Raw genomic sequence first — 15,661 nt, forward strand, 5'->3', positions numbered from 1 at the left:
CCGTCGGTGCAGGCTTCGCGCAGGACGGTGGAGTCCAGGTCGTCGAGCAGGCAGTAGTGCACCGTGGCGCGGTAGTAGCGCACGTCCGACTCGCCACCGTCACTGCCGCCATCGAGCAGATCTTGCTGGTCACTCAAAGAAACGGTGATCGACTGGTCCTCCGCCTTGCTCCCGAATCCCCGGACATCGTCGGTGGCAGCTGCGGATGCGGTGGGGAGCGCGGTAGCGAGCAGTGCCATGGCGGCGATAGCCGTCGTTTGGCTTCTCACTCTGGACGTCCCGCAATCTCAACGACAACCCATTCCCCGTCCCGTAGTCCCATCTCGATACGGGCTTCCGTCGTGGTGCGGTCCTGCTCCCACACGACTTCGCCGTTCTCCTTCTCAATAGAGGCCGCAGCCTGCTCTACGTCAGCGTCCAGTGGGTAGATCCCGGTGACGGCGTCCCTGTCGAACGACTTGATGAGTTCGAACGTGAGCTGGCCGCCCTCATACGTCTCGCCATCGTTCAGGATTGCTTCGGCCTCTTCGATCGTGTCTTCGCAGAATCCGCAAGCACGATGAGACATCTTGCCGAGCGTCCTCGTGTCCCCGGTCTTCAGCGTGTAGTCGTAGAGCGCGAGAAAGTACTCGGCAGCAGCCGCCGCCCCGTCGCCGTCCTTCTTGTCCATGGCGGCGGGCCGTTCGGGCTTCTCCGGTCCGCTCGGTGACGGCGATGGCGTCGGGGACGGCTCGTCGGACGGCGAGGCGGTGACCGAGGCGGGCAACGGTAGCTCGCTCGAGGTGGCTCCCGGTTCGGCGTCGTCGTCGGTGCAGCCAGCGACGAGCAGTACGGAGGTGAGCAGGATCGCGGTCGAGGTCAGGTGGTGCCGGGTCGTGCGCGTCATCGCGTCTCCAGGGCATCAGCGGCCAGATCGAGTCCTGACCCTAGCGACCGGGACACATCCGACGAAACTGCACGTCCCACCCTGTGGACAACGCTGTGCTACCTCGCCGCGAAGTCGCCTACCCCGCGGGAGTGCTGCCTACCTCGCGACGAAGTTGCCTACCTCGTGGGAAGGGTTGCCTACCTCGCGGCGATGGAGGAACGGCGGAGCGCCTCGACGGCGGCGACGGCCTCCGCGACGTGAGCCTGTCCTCGACGCGTGGCAGCCCGCGCGAGCCGGTCGTACGCCGCGCGGTCTCCGCCGTCGGACGCCACCGAGGCACCCACCTCGGCGGCGTACCGCGCCAGCAGGATCGCATCCCGGTGATCCCCCAGGGACGACTGCAACGCCTTGCCGAGGGCTCCGACCTCTCGCCGCGAGCCCCCGAGCACCTTGGCCGGCTTGCGCGTGACCGCACGGGTCGACTGGGAGAGCCTCCGGCCGGCCTTGCGCAGCCGGTGCGCCTCGGGGAGGAGCTCGTCAAGCTCGTCGCCGGTCGATCGAGCCATCTGCTCCAGGTCGACGGCTTCCGCAGACTTGAGGACCTTCCGGGTGGCCTTGTCCAGCCGACGCCTCACCTGCTTGCGTGCGGACTTGTGCGCCTTGGGCCCGGGCGGCGGCGAGCTGACCCAGCGTGTCAGCTCGGCGGTCAGGTCGGCGAACTCCTGCCCGTTGCACCACTCGACCAGGCGTCGGTGTGCCTCGTCGTGCTGGTGGTCCAGCTCGGCCACGAGCCGGTCACGGGCCTCCAGAGGCACGCGTGCTGCACTACCGACCGCCGCGACATCCGCGCGGCGCACCTCGAGGTCGCGGACCTCGCCCAGCACGTCTCCGAACTCGGCGAGCCGGCCTCGCAGTGCCTCGACCTCGTCCCGGTCGAAGACCGGGCGGTACACCGCCAGCACCGTCCGAAGCCGACGCACGGCGGTACGCAGCCGGTGCACCGCGTCGTCCTCGTCGGACAGGGCCGGTGGGACGCGTTGCTCGATACGGCGGACGTGATCGGCCACCACGACGGCGAGGACCTCTCCGGCGGTGGTCTTGCTCGAGGCGGAAGACATGATCCGAGCCACGGTACGCCGCAACGGCGACGGTGCTCATCCGGTGAGCGCGTCGTCCATCGTCAGGGGCCGCACACCGCCACCGGCGGCCACGAAGAGGCCGTGCAGCCGGAAGCCGTGCGTCGCCGACTGCTCGCGCAGCGCAAGATTCCAGGCACGGTCGACGTCGCAGATCGTGGCGTCGCCGGGCCGGCACAGCACCGCGACCACCGATCCGCCCGGGACCGATTCCTGCGTGACCGAGGCGATCACCATGCCGAAGCGTCGGGCGTCGTCGACGTCGGGGTACTCGGGGACCTCGCGGATCGGGACGGCGACGCCGGCGGCGCGGTGGTCGGCGTCGATCCACGACAGGCACAGCGTGCGGCTGCGGGGGAGTGCCGCAGCCGCGAGCGTCGTAGCCAGCGCGAGGCGGTCGGCGTCGTCGTACACGTGGTCACCGGGGCGGACCGGCGTCGGGGTGGTGTCCATGCGGACCACGGTGGCTGACGGCGACGGCCCAGCCCCGGTTGTCCACAGGCAGGAGGTGACTGGCAGGGCCTGGGGGTGACCGGATGCGTATGTTCCCGCTCGGTGTTGCTCGTCAGCGCGGGCTCATGGCCTGGACGCCACATCCGGTAGCCCGGAGGCCCGTGACACGACGGCGGCCCGCCACCGATGGGTGACGGGCCGCCGTCGTGCCCACCCGGCCCCGAGGGGGCGGTCGGGACCGGGTGGAGCGAGCTCAGCCGAAGTACCGGGCGTACGCGCTCGTGGTGAGGAACGGCGGGAACTCGTCGCCGAGCGCCACCTCGCGGAAGATCGCCGCGGCGTCGTCGAGCCGGTCGCCGGCCGCACGCGGCGTCGACCGCAGGAACTCGCGGACCATCGCCTCGCACAGCTCGCGCGTGATGGTGACGCCGTCGTCGGTCACGGTCCCGGCGTGCATCCACTGCCACACCTGGGAGCGGGAGATCTCCGCCGTCGCCGCGTCCTCCATGAGGCTGTCGAGCGCCGCGGCGCCGGTGCCCCGCAGCCAGGAGGCGATGTAGCGGATGCCGACGGAGATGTTGGTCCGCACCCCGGCCTCGGTCACGGTGGCCCCGGCGCGCCGCGCGGAGGCGACGTCGAGCAGCTCGGCCTGGCCCACGGTGACGTCGTCGCGCTGCCGGTCGACCTGGTTCTCCCGTTCGCCCAGCACCTCGTCGAACGCGGCGCGCGCGATCGGGATGAGATCGGGGTGCGCCACCCAGGAGCCGTCGAAGCCGTCCCCGGCCTCGCGGTCCTTGTCGGCGCGGACCTTGGCGAAGGCCTGCTCGGTCACCTCGGGGGAGCGACGGTCGGGGATGAAGGCGCTCATGCCGCCGATGGCGTGCGCCCCGCGCCGGTGGCAGGTGGCCACGAGCAGCTCGGTGTAGGCCCGCATGAACGGCGCCGTCATGGTCACCTGCGCCCGGTCGGGCAGCACGTACGAGTCGCCCCGGCTCCGGAAGCACTTGATGACGCTGAACAGGTAGTCCCAGCGCCCGGCGTTGAGCCCGGCGCAGTGGTCGCGCAGCTCGTAGAGGATCTCCTCCATCTCGAACGCGGCCGGCAGGGTCTCGATGAGCACGGTGGCGCGGATCGTGCCCTGCGGGATGTCGAAGGCGTGCTGGGCGAGCTCGAAGACCTCGTTCCACAGCCGGGCCTCGCGGTGGGACTCCAGCTTCGGCAGGTAGAAGTACGGACCGCGACCGCGGGCGATGAGCTCGCGGGCGTTGTGGAAGAAGTACAGCCCGAAGTCGACCAGCGAGCCGGACGCCGGCTGCGAGGAGCCGTCGGTGCCGGTGTAGGCCAGGTGCTTCTCGAACAGGTGCCAGCCGCGGGGCCGGAACACGATGGTCGGCATCTCGGTGAGCTCGGTCGTGCGCAGCGCGTAGTGCTTGCCCGGGGTGCGGCCGCCGTCGGGGGAGGGGCCGTCGAACGTCAGCTCGCCGCGGATCGCGGAGCGCAGGGCGAGCTGGCCGCCGACGACGTTCGCCCACGTGGGGCTGGAGGCGTCCTCGGCGTCGGCGAGCCACACCTTGGCGCCGGAGTTGAGCGCGTTGACGGTCATCTTGGGGTCGGTCGGCCCGGTGATCTCGACGCGCCGGTCGGACAGGCCCGGTGCGCCGTCGGCACCGGCCACCCGCCAGGACGGGTCGTCGCGGACGGGTCGCGTGGTGGGCAGGAAGTCCGGGTCGGTGCCGCCCGCGATCTCGCGGGTGCGGCGCTGACGCGTCAGCAGCAGCTCGCAGCGGGTGTCGGCGAAGTGGTCGTGCAGCAGGGCGAGGAAGTCGAGCGCCTCGGGGGTGAGGATCTCCTCGAAGCCGGGCTCCATCGGTGCGACGACGTCGATGCTTCCCTCGGCGGCGTTCAGCGAGTCGGACAGCGCGATGCCGCGGGGCGGCGTGGCCGGCGAACCCGCGGAGCGGGTGGAGCGGGGCAGGTCGGTGATGGTCATGGCAGGTCCCTCCTTCGAGGGCCGCCGCGGGGGAGTCCCCCGCGGCGGCGGGTACGGGTGAGTCAGAACTGCGCGGCCTCGGTGGAGCCGGCCAGCGCCAGGGTGGCGGCGTCGGGGTTGAGCGCCGTCGACACGCGGTCGAAGTAGCCGGTGCCCACCTCGCGCTGGTGCTTGGTGGCGGTGTAGCCGCGGGTCTCGGAGGCGAACTCGGCCTCCTGCAGCTGCACGTAGGCCGTCATCTGCTCACGGGCGTAACCGTGGGCCAGATCGAACATGGAGTGGTTGAGGGCGTGGAAGCCCGCCAGGGTGATGAACTGGAAGCTGAAGCCCATGGCGCCGAGCTCGCGCTGGAACTTCGCGATGGTGTCGTCGTCGAGGTGCTTCTTCCAGTTGAACGACGGCGAGCAGTTGTAGGCCAGCATCTGGTCGGGGAACTCGGCCTTGACGGCCTCGGCGAACCGGCGGGCCAGGTCGAGGTCAGGGGTGCCGGTCTCCATCCAGATGAGGTCGGCGTAGGGGGCGTAGGCGTGGGCCCGGGCGATGCAGGGCTCGATGCCGTTGCGGACCTCGTAGAACCCTTCGCCGGTGCGGCCACCGGTGAGGAACGGCCGGTCGCGCTCGTCGACGTCGGAGGTCAGCAGGGTGGCGGCCTCGGCGTCGGTGCGGGCGATGACGACGCTGGGCACGTCGGAGACGTCGGCGGCGAGCCGTGCGGCGTTGAGGGTGCGCACGTGCTGCTTGGTGGGGATGAGCACCTTGCCGCCCAGGTGGCCGCACTTCTTCTCGGAGGCGAGCTGGTCCTCCCAGTGCACGCCGGAGGCGCCGGAGGCGATCATCGACTTCATGAGTTCGTAGGCGTTGAGCGGCCCGCCGAACCCGGCCTCGGCGTCGGCCACGATCGGGGCGAGCCAGTTGCGGGTCGGGGCGCCGTTCTCGGACACGTCGATCTGGTCGGCGCGCAGCAGGGCGTTGTTGATGCGCCGCACGACGGCGGGCACCGAGTTGGCGGGGTAGAGCGACTGGTCGGGGTAGGTCTGGCCCGAGAGGTTGGCGTCGCCGGCCACCTGCCAGCCGGACAGGTAGACGGCCTTGAGGCCGGCCTTGACCTGCTGCACGGCCTGGTTGCCGGTGAGAGCGCCGAGGGCGTTGACGTAGTCCTCGCTGTGCAGCAGCTCCCACAGCAGCTCGGAGCCGCGGCGGGCGAGGGTGTGCTCCTCGGCGACCGACCCGCGCAGCGCGACGACGTCCTCGGCCGAGTAGTCCCGGGTGACGCCGGCCCAGCGCGGGTCGGTGGCCCACTGCTCGGCGAGCGCCGCCGCCGTGGCGACCTGGTCGCCGGGGCGGGTCGTGCCGGTGGGGGTCGCGGTGTCGAGGATCGCGGTCATGGTCTCGCCTTTCGTCGTACGGCCTGCCGGCCTGCCTGGTGAGGGCCGACGGCGGTCCGCCCGGTGGTGTGGCCGGTGGACCGCCGTCGTCGTCCCTCGGAATCGACTCTGCCGGTTCCGCAACCCTCGGGGCGAGGTTCTGGGAGAAGAAGTTTCGCGATTCTTCTCCTTCCCGGAAGGAGTGGTCTGTGTCACGCTGGGGCATGGCCATCACGACGCCGCACCGCACGCCGGTCGCCCCGCCCGCGCCGCCGCAGGTCACCGCCGAGCCCGACGCCCTGACGATCGGGCGACGCATCCGACACCTGCGCACGCAGCGGGGCATGACGCTCGAAGAGCTCGGAGACGCCATCTCACGTGCACCGTCTCAGGTCTCCATGCTCGAGAACGGCAAGCGCGAACCCACGATCGCCCGCCTGCAGGCCGTGGCGCGGGCGCTGGGCACCAGCGTCGACGACCTGCTCTCCCCGGAGGCCCCGTCCCGACGCGACGCCCTGGAGATCGAGCTGGAGCGCGTGCAAAGAGGACCGCTCTTCTCCGCGCTCGGCGTGAAGCCGGTGCGCGTCGGCAAGTCGCTGCCGACCGACGCCCTCGAGGCGATCGTGTCGCTGCAGGCCGAGCTGGAACGGCTCCACTCCGAGCGCGCCCTGACCCCTGAGGAGGCACGGCGGGCCAACACCGAGCTGCGCGCCGACATGCGCGCGCAGGACAATTACTTCCCCGACCTGGAGATCGTGGCCCGCTCCCTGCTCGACGACGTCGGCCACACCCGCGGGCCGGTGCCCCAGCGCGCGGCGGTCGACATCGCGACGCACCTCGGCTTCTCCATCCACTACGAGTCGGACCTGCCGCACTCGACGCGCGCCGTCATCGACCAGCGCCACCACCGCGTCTACCTGCCCAGCAACGGCATCCGCGGCCGCTCCGACGCGCGCTCCGCGCTGCTGCAGGCGCTGGCCTCGCACGTGCTGGAGCACGCCGAGCCCCGCGACTACGGCGAGTTCCTGCGCCAGCGCGTGGAGGCCAACTACCTGTGCGCCGCGCTGCTGCTGCCCGAGCGGGAGGCCGTCAAGCACCTGCGCGAGGCCAAGGACGCCCGGGCCATCTCCATCGAGGACCTGCGCGACGCGTTCGCCGTCTCCTACGAGACGGCCGCGCACCGGTTCACCAACCTGGCCACCCGCCACCTCGGCATCGGCGTGCACTTCATGAAGGTCCACGAGTCGGGGGCGATCCACAAGGCCTACGAGAACGACGGCGTCCGGTTCCCCGCCGACGCCCTCGGCACCGTCGAGGGCCAGCACGTGTGCAAGCAGTGGACGGCCCGCGTCGTGTTCGACGTCCAGGACCGCCTCAGCCCCTACTACCAGTACACCGACACCCCCACCGGGACGTACTGGTGCACCTCGCGGGTCTCCGACACGCCCGACGGGAGGTTCTCCGTCAGCGTCGGCGTGCCGTACGCGCAGGTGAAGTGGTTCCTGGGCCGGCAGACGACGGCGCGGTCCACGTCCCGCTGCCCGGACGAGTCGTGCTGCCGCCAGCCCTCGCGCCCGCTCGCCGACCGCTGGGACGGCCACGCGCTGCCCAGCGCCCGCCCCCACGCCTCCATGCTCGCCGCCATGCCGTCCGGCGCGTTCCCGGGTGTGGACACCACCGCGGTCTACGAGTTCCTGGAGCGGCACGCCCCGGACGCCGGCTGACCCTGCGCGGACGCGTCGCGGCGATAGCATCGAGACGGCCCTACAGGGCCACGACCGCCGACGTAGGACGAAGAGGTTCATGACCGACGACGCCGCCCAGGACCCGCACATCCACGAGGCGCTCTCCGAGCTCCCGACCGAGCTCCGGCGCAGCGCCCGACACCTCCTGACGGCGTGGTCCGCCGAGGACCTCGCGGAGCGCGAGCCCCGCGACGTCGTCGGCGCCGTCGCCTCGACCTGCCGGTTCGCGGCCCGCCGCGAGCGCGGCGAGACCCTGGTGCGCGCCTTCACCCCGACGCTGCGCGAGGACGGCTGGACGTCGCGGCGCACCGTCGTCGACGTCTGCACCGACGACGCGCCGTTCCTCGTCGACTCCGTGGACGCGGCCGTCGCCCGGCACGGTGGGACCGTCCACCTGCTCCAGCACCCCGTCGTGGGCGTGCACCGCGACGCGGACGGCGAGCTCGTCGAGATCGGCGCGCACGGCGGGCGGCCCGAGTCGTGGATGCACCTCGAGACCGACCGGATCGCGGACGAGGCCGAGGTGGACGAGCTGGTCGAGCGGCTGCGCGACGTCGTCGGGGACGTCCACCTCTCGGTCGGCGACTGGGCGCCCATGCGGCGGGCGTGCCTGGACATCTGCACCGACCTGCGGGTCGCGCCGCCGCCCACGGTCGACGCCGACGCGATCAAGCCGGCGGTCGAGTTCCTCACCTGGCTCGCCGAGGACCACTTCACGTTCCTCGGCTACCGCGAGTACACCCTGGAGAACCACGACGGCGAGGACGTGCTGCGCCCCGACCCCGGCACGGGCCTGGGCATCCTGCGCAAGGCGACCTCCGACGTCGTGCACCTGCGCCCCGAGGCGCAGCGCACCGCGCGCGAGCCCCGGCTGCTCACCATCACCAAGGCGAACTCGCGCGCCACCGTGCACCGCGACGTCTACCTGGACTACATCGGCGTGCGGACCTTCGACGACGACGGGAACGTCACCGGTGAGCGCCGCATCCTGGGGATGTTCACGTCGGCGGCGTACGCGTCGTCGGTGCTGACGCTGCCGATCGCCGCCGACAAGGCGCGGGGCGTGCTGCGCGCGTCCGGGTACTCGGCGAGCTCGCACTCCGGCAAGGACCTGCTGCAGGTGCTGGAGCAGTACCCGCGCGACGAGCTCTTCCAGGACTCCCCGGAGCACCTGCTGGAGGTGGCGAGCCAGGTGTCCCGGCTGCGCGAGCGCCGCCGTTCCAAGATCTTCCTGCGTCCCGACGAGTTCGGGCGGTTCGTCTCGGCGCTGGTGTACCTGCCGCGCGACCGCTACAACACGACGGTGCGGCTGCGTATCGAGGCGTTGCTGCGCACGGCGTTCGCCGCCGAGCGCGTCGAGCACACCACCCGGGTCGACGACTCTCCGCTCGCCCAGCTGCACTTCATGGTGCGGGTGCCGCGTGACGCGGGGATCCCGGAGATCGACGAGGCCGACCTGCAGGGGCGTCTCGAGGACGCGGTGCGCACGTGGACGGCGGCGCTGGTCGACGAGCTGCACCACGCCCACGGCGAGGAGGACGCCGCCGACGTGCTGGCCCGGTACGGCTCGGCCTTCCCCGAGGCGTACAAGGAGCAGATCTCCCCGGCCGCCGCGGTGGGCGACATCGCGCGGCTGGACTCGTTGTCCGACGACCACCCGATCGCGGTGCACCTGTACGACCCGGGCGACGAGGACCGCAGCGTGCGCCGGCTCACCTTCGCGTCCCTGCGCGAGCACCGGCTCACGCAGGTGCTGCCGGTGCTGACCGACCTGGGTGTCGACGTCCTCGACGAGCGGCCCTACACGGTCCGCCCCGCGGACGGCAGGCCGCGCTACATCTCGGACTTCGGCCTGACGGCGGCCGACCCGGCGCTGTGGGACGACGACGGCGCCGCGAGCGCGCTGGAGGAGACCTTCCGCGCGGTGTGGGCCGGGGCGGCCGAGAGCGACCTGCTGAACGCGCTGGTGCTGCGTGCCGGGCTGTCGTGGCGGGACGTGGTGGTGCTGCGGGCCGTGGGCCGGTACCTGCGTCAGGCGGGCTCTGCGTTCTCGATGGAGTACATCGACGAGGCGCTGCTCGCGCACCCGGAGCGGGCCGCCGACCTGGTGCGGCTGTTCGAGCTGCGGTTCGACCCGGACCTCGACGTCGACGCCGAGGCGCGGGACCAGGAGGTGCAGGCGGCGACCGACGCCCTGCTGGAGGCGCTCGACGCCGTCGCCAGCCTGGACCACGACCGCATCCTGCGGGCGTTCCTGGGCATCGTCACGGCGACCCTGCGCACCAACTTCTTCCGCCGGGACGCGGCGGGCGAGCCGCCGTCGTGGGTGTCGATGAAGCTCGACTGCGCCCGGGTGCCGGACCTGCCGCTGCCGCACCCGATGGCGGAGATCTGGGTCTACTCCCCGCGGGTCGAGGGCGTGCACCTGCGGTTCGGGAAGGTCGCCCGCGGGGGACTGCGCTGGAGCGACCGCCGCGAGGACTTCCGCACGGAGGTGCTGGGGCTGGTCAAGGCGCAGATGGTCAAGAACGCCGTCATCGTGCCGACCGGGTCCAAGGGTGGTTTCGTGGCGAAGCGTCTGCCGGACCCGTCGGACCGGGCCGCCTGGCTGGCCGAGGGGCAGGAGGCCTACCGCACCTTCATCCGCGGGATGCTCGACATCACGGACAACCGCGAGGGGACCGAGGTGGTGCCGCCGGAGCGGGTGGTGCGCCACGACGGCGACGACCCGTACCTGGTGGTCGCCGCGGACAAGGGCACGGCGTCCTTCTCCGACATCGCCAACGAGATCTCGGCCGAGTACGGCTTCTGGCTGGACGACGCGTTCGCCTCGGGCGGGTCGGACGGCTACGACCACAAGGCCATGGGCATCACGGCCCGCGGTGCGTGGGAGTCGGTGAAGCGGCACTTCCGCGAGCTCGGCCACGACACGCAGACCGAGGACTTCACGGTGGTGGGCATCGGCGACATGTCCGGGGACGTTTTCGGCAACGGGATGCTGCTCTCGGAGCACATCCGGCTCGTGGCCGCGTTCGACCACCGGCACGTGTTCGTCGACCCCGACCCGGACGCCGCGGCGTCGTACGCCGAGCGGCGCCGCCTGTTCGAGCTGGGCCGGTCCACGTGGGACGACTACGACCGCGACCTGATCTCCGCGGGCGGCGGCGTCTTCCCCCTGACGGCCAAGTCGATCCCGGTCAGCGCGGAGATGGCGGCGGCGCTCGGGCTGGACGAGGGCACCTCGCGCCTGACCCCGAACGAGCTCAAGCGCGCCGTCCTGCTGGCCCCGGTCGACCTGCTGTGGAACGGCGGGATCGGCACGTACGTCAAGGCGTCCGCCGAGACGCACGACGAGATCGGCGACCGGGCGAACGACGCGATCCGCGTCGACGGCGCCGCGCTGCGGGCCCAGGTGGTCGGCGAGGGCGGCAACCTGGGGGTCAGCCAGCGGGGCCGCGTCGAGGCCGCGCAGCACGGCGTCCAGATCAACACCGACGCCATCGACAACTCCGCCGGGGTGGGCACCTCGGACCACGAGGTCAACATCAAGATCCTGCTGGGGTCGGTGGTGCGCGACGGCCGCCTCGGCCTCGAGGAGCGCAACGACCTGCTGGAGTCGATGACCGAGGAGGTCGCGGCGCAGGTGCTGCGCGACAACTACGAGCAGAACGTGCTGCTCGGCAACTCGCGGGCCAACGCCGCGGTCATGCTGCCCGTGCACGCGCGGCTCATGGAGTGGCTGGAGGGCCGCGGCGATCTGGACCGCGACCTGGAGGCGCTGCCCGACGGTGCCGAGATCGCCGCGCGCATCGAGCAGCACCAGGGGCTGACCCGCCCGGAGTTCGCCGTGCTGATGGCCCACGCCAAGCTGGCGCTGAAGACGGACCTGACCGACACCGACCTGGCCGACGACCCGTGGTTCGAGCGGACGGTGGACGCCTACTTCCCGGACCAGGTGAGCGAACCGTTCGCCGCGGACATGGCCGACCACCCCCTGCGCCGCGAGATCATCGTCAACGCCGTGGTGAACTCGATGGTCAACCGCGGCGGCATCACGTTCGCCTACCGCGCCGGCGACGAGACGGGGGCCCCGACCGAGCAGATCGCCCGGGCGTTCGTCGCCGCCCGCGAGATCATGGACCTGCGGGGATTCGTCACGGCGGTCGAGGCCACCGACAACGTCGTCGACACCCGGGTGCAGACGGACCTGTACCTCGAGTTCCGGCGGCTGCTGGACCGCACGGCACGCTGGTTCGTGCAGCACCGCTCGGACCGCATCGACGTGGGCGCCGAGATCGAGTCCTTCGCGGAACCGGTGGGTGCGTTCGTGCCGCGTCTCGGCGAGCTGTTCCAGGGCGAGGAGCTGCGGCAGTACACCGCCAGGGTGGCCGAGCTGGAGGAGGCCGGCTGCGGCGCCGAGCTGGCCCGGCGGGGCGCGGGGCTGCTGGGGTCGCTGCCGCTGCTGGACGTCGCGGACCTGGCGGCCGCGCAGGACTGGGATCTCGAGCAGGTCGCGCGGACGTACTTCGCGCTGTCCGCGCGCATCGGCGTCCCGGACCTGCTGACGGGCGTGTCCGGGCTGCCGCAGGACGACCGCTGGGACTCGATGGCACGCGCCGCGCTGCGCGACGACCTCTACGCCGCCACGGTGGCACTGACGGCATCGGTGCTCACCGGGACGGACGCAGGGACGGCCGACGAGCGGATCGCGGCGTGGTTGGACGACGGCGGCGCGGTGGCGCGGCGCGCGATGGACGCGCTGTCCACGGCGCACTCGGTGGACGAGCCCGGGATCGCGACCCTCTCGGTGGCGTTGCGCCAGCTGCGTTCCCTGGCCCGCTGAACCCGCGGCTGTCCTCGCGCGGCGGCCACGGGCCGTGCTCCCGTCCGCCGCGCAGCGCTAGGCGCTAGGCGCTAGGCGCTCGGCGGCGCTGTGGGCGCAGTTCTTGTTGCCGCACACCCTGACAAAAGGGTCTTCTCGGGCCAAGAAGTGCGCCCACAGCGGGGTGGGGGAGCCGCTGAGACGAGCGGGCGGGGCCTGTGGCTCAGGGCGGGTCAGGCCTCCAGGAGGAGCGCCTCGCCCTGCCCGCCGCCCCCGCACAGCGCGACGGCGGCACGCACGCCGGTCTCGCCGTCGGCCCGACGCCGGGCCAGCTCGTGCGCGGCGTGCACCGCGAGCCGCGCGCCGGAGGCCCCGATGGGGTGCCCGAGCGAGATGCCGCCGCCGTGCGGGTTCACGACGTCCGGGGAGAGCCCCAGCACCCGGGTGGACACCGCGGACACGACGGCGAAGGCCTCGTTGATCTCGACGTGGTCGAGGTCCTCGGCCGACCACCCCTCGCGACGCAGCGCCGCGGCGATCGCGTTCGCCGGCTGGGAGTGCAGCGACGTGTCCGGCCCGGCGACCTGACCGGCCGAGCGCACGGTCGCCAGCACCGGCACGCCCGCCGTCTCGGCCCGCGAGCGCGTGGTCAGCACCAGCGCCGCGGCGCCGTCGGAGATCTGCGAGGCGTTGCCCGCCGTGATCGTGCCCTCCCGCGAGAAGGCGGGGCGCAGCCGCGCGAGGCTCTCGGCGGTCGTGTCGGGGCGGACCCCCTCGTCGGAGGAGACGACGACGGGCTCCCCGCGCCGCTGCGGCACCTCCACCGGGGCGAGCTCGGCGGTGAGCACCCCGTCCTTGGCGGCCCGTGCGGCCCGCTGGTGGGACGCCGCGGCCACCTCATCCTGCTCGGTGCGCGTCACGTGCACCGACCCGGTGTTGTGCTCCTCGGTGCTCAGGCCCATCGCCTGGCCGTCGAACGCGTCCGACAGCCCGTCGCGGGAGACGGCATCGAGGAGAGTCGCGTCGCCGTAGCGGAAGCCCGCCCGGGCGCCGGGCAGCAGGTGCGGGGCGTTCGTCATCGACTCCTGGCCGCCGACGAGCACCACGGACGCCTCGCCGGTGCGCAGCAGCCGGGCGCCGTCGACGACGGCGGTGAGCCCGGACAGGCACACCTTGTTGACGGTCACCGCGGGCACGTTCATGCCGACCCCGGCGGCGACTGCGGTCTGCCGTGCGGGGTTCTGCCCGGCGCCGGCCTGGAGCACCTGGCCGAGGACCACCGTGTCGACGTCGGCGGCGAGCGCCCCCGCCTGCTCGAGCGCGGCCCGGGCCGCCACGGCGCCGAGCTCCACCGCCGTCAGCGAGGCGAGGGATCCGCCGAGGCGTCCCTGCGGGGTGCGGGCGGCGGAGACGACGACCACGTCGTCTCCTCGCGGGTCGGTCGTGCTGGTCATGAGGCTCGCTCCTCGTCGTCGAGGGCGGCGCCGGGATCGCCGGCGGCCGCCACGGGCTCGATGGTCCGGACGGGGGCGCGCACGGCGTCCACGACGAGCGCGAGCACCTCGTCCGGGCTCTCCAGGTGCGGCGAGTGGCCGACGCCGGAGAGCACGACCTCACGGTACGCCCCGCCGCGGGCCGCGTAGTCCTCCAGCACGGCCCGGGTCTGGCCGACCATGGGCTGCGGCGGGCACGCCTGGGGGCCGGGCCAGCCCGGCACGGCTCCCAGCGCCTCGAGCTGGGCCAGGTCGAGCGCCGAGGTGTCCGAGACGATCGCGTCGGCTTCGCCGCGCACCCACAGCACCGGGGGCTGCGGGGTGACCGCGGCGAACCCGGACAGGTCGAGGTAGCGCGGGGAGATGGCGTTGTTCATGCCGCGCGTGCCGGGCGCCACGGAAGGCCAGTGGTCCGACGGCGTCAGGTCGCCCGGGTAGTGGTCGGGCCCGGTGCGGGTGCTGAGCACCGATTCCAGCAGCTCCTCCTCCTGGTCGGCGATCGTGGCGGGGTCGGCGACGTAGAAGCCGCGCAGCACGCCGCGGGGGGACCCCGGCTCGTGGGACCGGTCGCCCGCCGCGATCGCGGCCACGAAGTCCGGGTTGGCCGTCCCACCGCCGGACCCGGCATGGTCGGGAGCGGTCGGCGTCCCCGCCAGGTCGCGGGTGCCGCCGAACCCGTACGGGGACATCGGCGCCTCGAGCACCAGCGCGGCGAACCGCGCGGCGTCGTCGATCGCGACCTGCAGCACGACCCCGGCCCCGGCCGAGTGACCGAGTGCCGTCAGCGGGGGAGCACCGGGCGAGTCCAGCCCCAGCGCCGCGAGCACCGCCGCCACGTCGTCGGCGAGGTCGCGCAGCCCGCGGGTGGCGTCGATCGGCAACGGCTCGCTGTCGCCGAAGCCGCGCAGGTCCACGGCCACGCCGCGCACGTCGTCGGGCAGCGTGGTGAGCAGGCGGGCGAAGAACGCCGACGACGAGCAGTTGCCGTGCACGCACAGCAGGGTCGCCGCACCGCCCGGGCCGGTGTCACGGACGTGGAACGTGCCGCGGGCCGTGGCGACGTCGCTGCGACGTACCGGACGCCCGCTCACGCGGTGCCCCCGACCGCGGCCGGCGGGCGCACGGCGTGCGGGGCCGCGGCCAGCGGGGAGTCGTCCAGCTCGACGGTGATCGCCGGCTCGGTGCGCTCGCGGACCTCCTCCTCGGTCACGCCGGGGGCGAGCTCGCGCAGCACGAGGCCGTCGGGGGTGACGTCGAGGACGGCGAGGTCGGTGATGATGCGGTGCACGACCTCCCGGCCCGTCAGCGGCAGCGAGCACTCGTGCACGATCTTCGGCGACCCGTCCCGGGCGGTGTGCTCCATGACGATGATGAGCCGCGCGGCACCGTGGACGAGGTCCATGGCGCCCCCGGGCCCCTTGATCATCTTGCCGGGGATCATCCAGTTCGCGAGATCGCCGGCGGCGGAGACCTGCATCGCCCCGAGGATCGCGGCGTCGATCTTGCCGGCCCGGATCATCGCGAAGCTGGTCGCCGAGTCGAAGATCGCGGCGCCGGGCAGCGTGGTCACCGTCTGCTTGCCGGCGTTGATCAGGTCGGGGTCGACCTCGTCCTCGGTCGGGAACGGGCCGACGCCCAGGATGCCGTTCTCGCTCTGCAGCACCAGGTGCTTGTCCGCCGGCACGTAGTTCGGCACCAGCGTGGGCAGGCCGATGCCGAGGTTCACGTACCAGCCGTCGAGCAGCTCGCGGGCGGCGCGGGCGGCCATCTCGTCGCGGGTGAGCGCCATC

The 15,661-nt window shown here is 72.7% G+C and carries 11 protein-coding genes; 2 read left to right on the forward strand and 9 right to left on the reverse strand.

Annotation, left to right across the window (positions count from 1 at the left end; translation table 11 throughout):
* The 6 genes from HDG68_RS09280 to aceA form a co-directional block, all read right to left on the reverse strand.
* A partial coding sequence (locus tag HDG68_RS09280; RefSeq protein ID WP_172151450.1) for a hypothetical protein occupies positions 1-239 on the reverse strand: 239 nt, incomplete at its 3' end.
* Between the two features lie 26 nt (positions 240-265).
* The gene (locus tag HDG68_RS09285; RefSeq protein ID WP_172151452.1) at positions 266-886 is read right to left on the reverse strand and encodes a DUF6318 family protein; all 621 of its coding nucleotides are present in this window, start codon (positions 884-886) and stop codon (positions 266-268) included.
* A 179-nt stretch (positions 887-1,065) separates the two neighbouring features.
* Positions 1,066-1,986, reverse strand: coding sequence for a CHAD domain-containing protein (locus HDG68_RS09290; protein ID WP_172151454.1), 921 nt, complete (start codon positions 1,984-1,986; stop codon positions 1,066-1,068).
* A gap of 36 nt (positions 1,987-2,022) precedes the next feature.
* Positions 2,023-2,457 carry a hypothetical protein gene (locus HDG68_RS09295; protein WP_172151456.1) on the reverse strand — a complete coding sequence of 145 codons (435 nt, stop codon included), beginning with the start codon at positions 2,455-2,457 and terminating at the stop codon, positions 2,023-2,025.
* Positions 2,458-2,710: 253 nt separating this feature from the next.
* The gene (gene aceB, locus HDG68_RS09300) at positions 2,711-4,447 is read right to left on the reverse strand and encodes a malate synthase A (RefSeq protein ID WP_172151458.1); all 1,737 of its coding nucleotides are present in this window, start codon (positions 4,445-4,447) and stop codon (positions 2,711-2,713) included.
* 62 nt (positions 4,448-4,509) lie between these two features.
* Positions 4,510-5,832, reverse strand: a complete 1,323-nt coding sequence (aceA, locus tag HDG68_RS09305) for an isocitrate lyase (protein WP_172151460.1) — start codon at positions 5,830-5,832, stop codon at positions 4,510-4,512.
* 203 nt (positions 5,833-6,035) lie between these two features.
* Between aceA and HDG68_RS09310 the strand changes: the two genes are divergently transcribed.
* Positions 6,036-7,535 carry a helix-turn-helix domain-containing protein gene (locus HDG68_RS09310; protein ID WP_172151462.1) on the forward strand — a complete coding sequence of 500 codons (1,500 nt, stop codon included), beginning with the start codon at positions 6,036-6,038 and terminating at the stop codon, positions 7,533-7,535.
* A gap of 79 nt (positions 7,536-7,614) precedes the next feature.
* A complete protein-coding gene (locus HDG68_RS09315) occupies positions 7,615-12,399 on the forward strand; it encodes an NAD-glutamate dehydrogenase (protein WP_172151464.1) in 4,785 nt (1,594 codons plus the stop codon).
* 212 nt (positions 12,400-12,611) lie between these two features.
* Here HDG68_RS09315 and HDG68_RS09320 read toward each other — a convergent pair whose 3' ends face one another.
* From HDG68_RS09320 to HDG68_RS09330, 3 genes are read right to left on the reverse strand one after another with little or no spacing between them, the layout of a single operon-like run.
* Positions 12,612-13,832 (reverse strand): acetyl-CoA C-acetyltransferase, encoded by a 1,221-nt coding sequence (locus HDG68_RS09320; RefSeq protein WP_172151465.1) that lies wholly within the window; start codon positions 13,830-13,832, stop codon positions 12,612-12,614.
* Complete coding sequence (locus HDG68_RS09325; protein WP_172151467.1) at positions 13,829-14,962, reverse strand: alpha/beta fold hydrolase; 1,134 nt, start codon at positions 14,960-14,962, stop codon at positions 13,829-13,831. Before HDG68_RS09325 ends, HDG68_RS09320 begins: the two co-directional genes overlap by 4 nt.
* Positions 14,959-15,660: a 3-oxoacid CoA-transferase subunit B gene (locus HDG68_RS09330; RefSeq protein ID WP_172151468.1), complete on the reverse strand. Its 702-nt coding sequence runs from the start codon at positions 15,658-15,660 to the stop codon at positions 14,959-14,961. The genes HDG68_RS09325 and HDG68_RS09330 overlap by 4 nt, the downstream gene beginning before the upstream one ends.
* Position 15,661 lies beyond the last annotated feature (1 nt).

This window comes from Isoptericola chiayiensis (assembly GCF_013149805.1).
In the GTDB taxonomy this organism is placed as follows: Bacteria; Actinomycetota; Actinomycetes; order Actinomycetales; family Cellulomonadaceae; genus Isoptericola; species Isoptericola chiayiensis.

Excerpts from the sequence above, each read along its gene's own strand:
- aceA (WP_172151460.1), bottom strand. The coding sequence starts at position 5,832 with ATGACCGCGATCCTCGACACCGCGACCCCCACCGGCACGACCCGCCCC.
- HDG68_RS09290 (WP_172151454.1), bottom strand. The coding sequence starts at position 1,986 with ATGTCTTCCGCCTCGAGCAAGACCACCGCCGGAGAGGTCCTCGCCGTC.
- HDG68_RS09295 (WP_172151456.1), bottom strand. The coding sequence starts at position 2,457 with ATGGACACCACCCCGACGCCGGTCCGCCCCGGTGACCACGTGTACGAC.
- HDG68_RS09310 (WP_172151462.1), top strand. The coding sequence starts at position 6,036 with ATGGCCATCACGACGCCGCACCGCACGCCGGTCGCCCCGCCCGCGCCG.
- HDG68_RS09315 (WP_172151464.1), top strand. The coding sequence starts at position 7,615 with ATGACCGACGACGCCGCCCAGGACCCGCACATCCACGAGGCGCTCTCC.
- HDG68_RS09330 (WP_172151468.1), bottom strand. The coding sequence starts at position 15,660 with ATGGCGCTCACCCGCGACGAGATGGCCGCCCGCGCCGCCCGCGAGCTG.
- aceB (WP_172151458.1), bottom strand. The coding sequence starts at position 4,447 with ATGACCATCACCGACCTGCCCCGCTCCACCCGCTCCGCGGGTTCGCCG.
- HDG68_RS09320 (WP_172151465.1), bottom strand. The coding sequence starts at position 13,832 with ATGACCAGCACGACCGACCCGCGAGGAGACGACGTGGTCGTCGTCTCC.
- HDG68_RS09285 (WP_172151452.1), bottom strand. The coding sequence starts at position 886 with ATGACGCGCACGACCCGGCACCACCTGACCTCGACCGCGATCCTGCTC.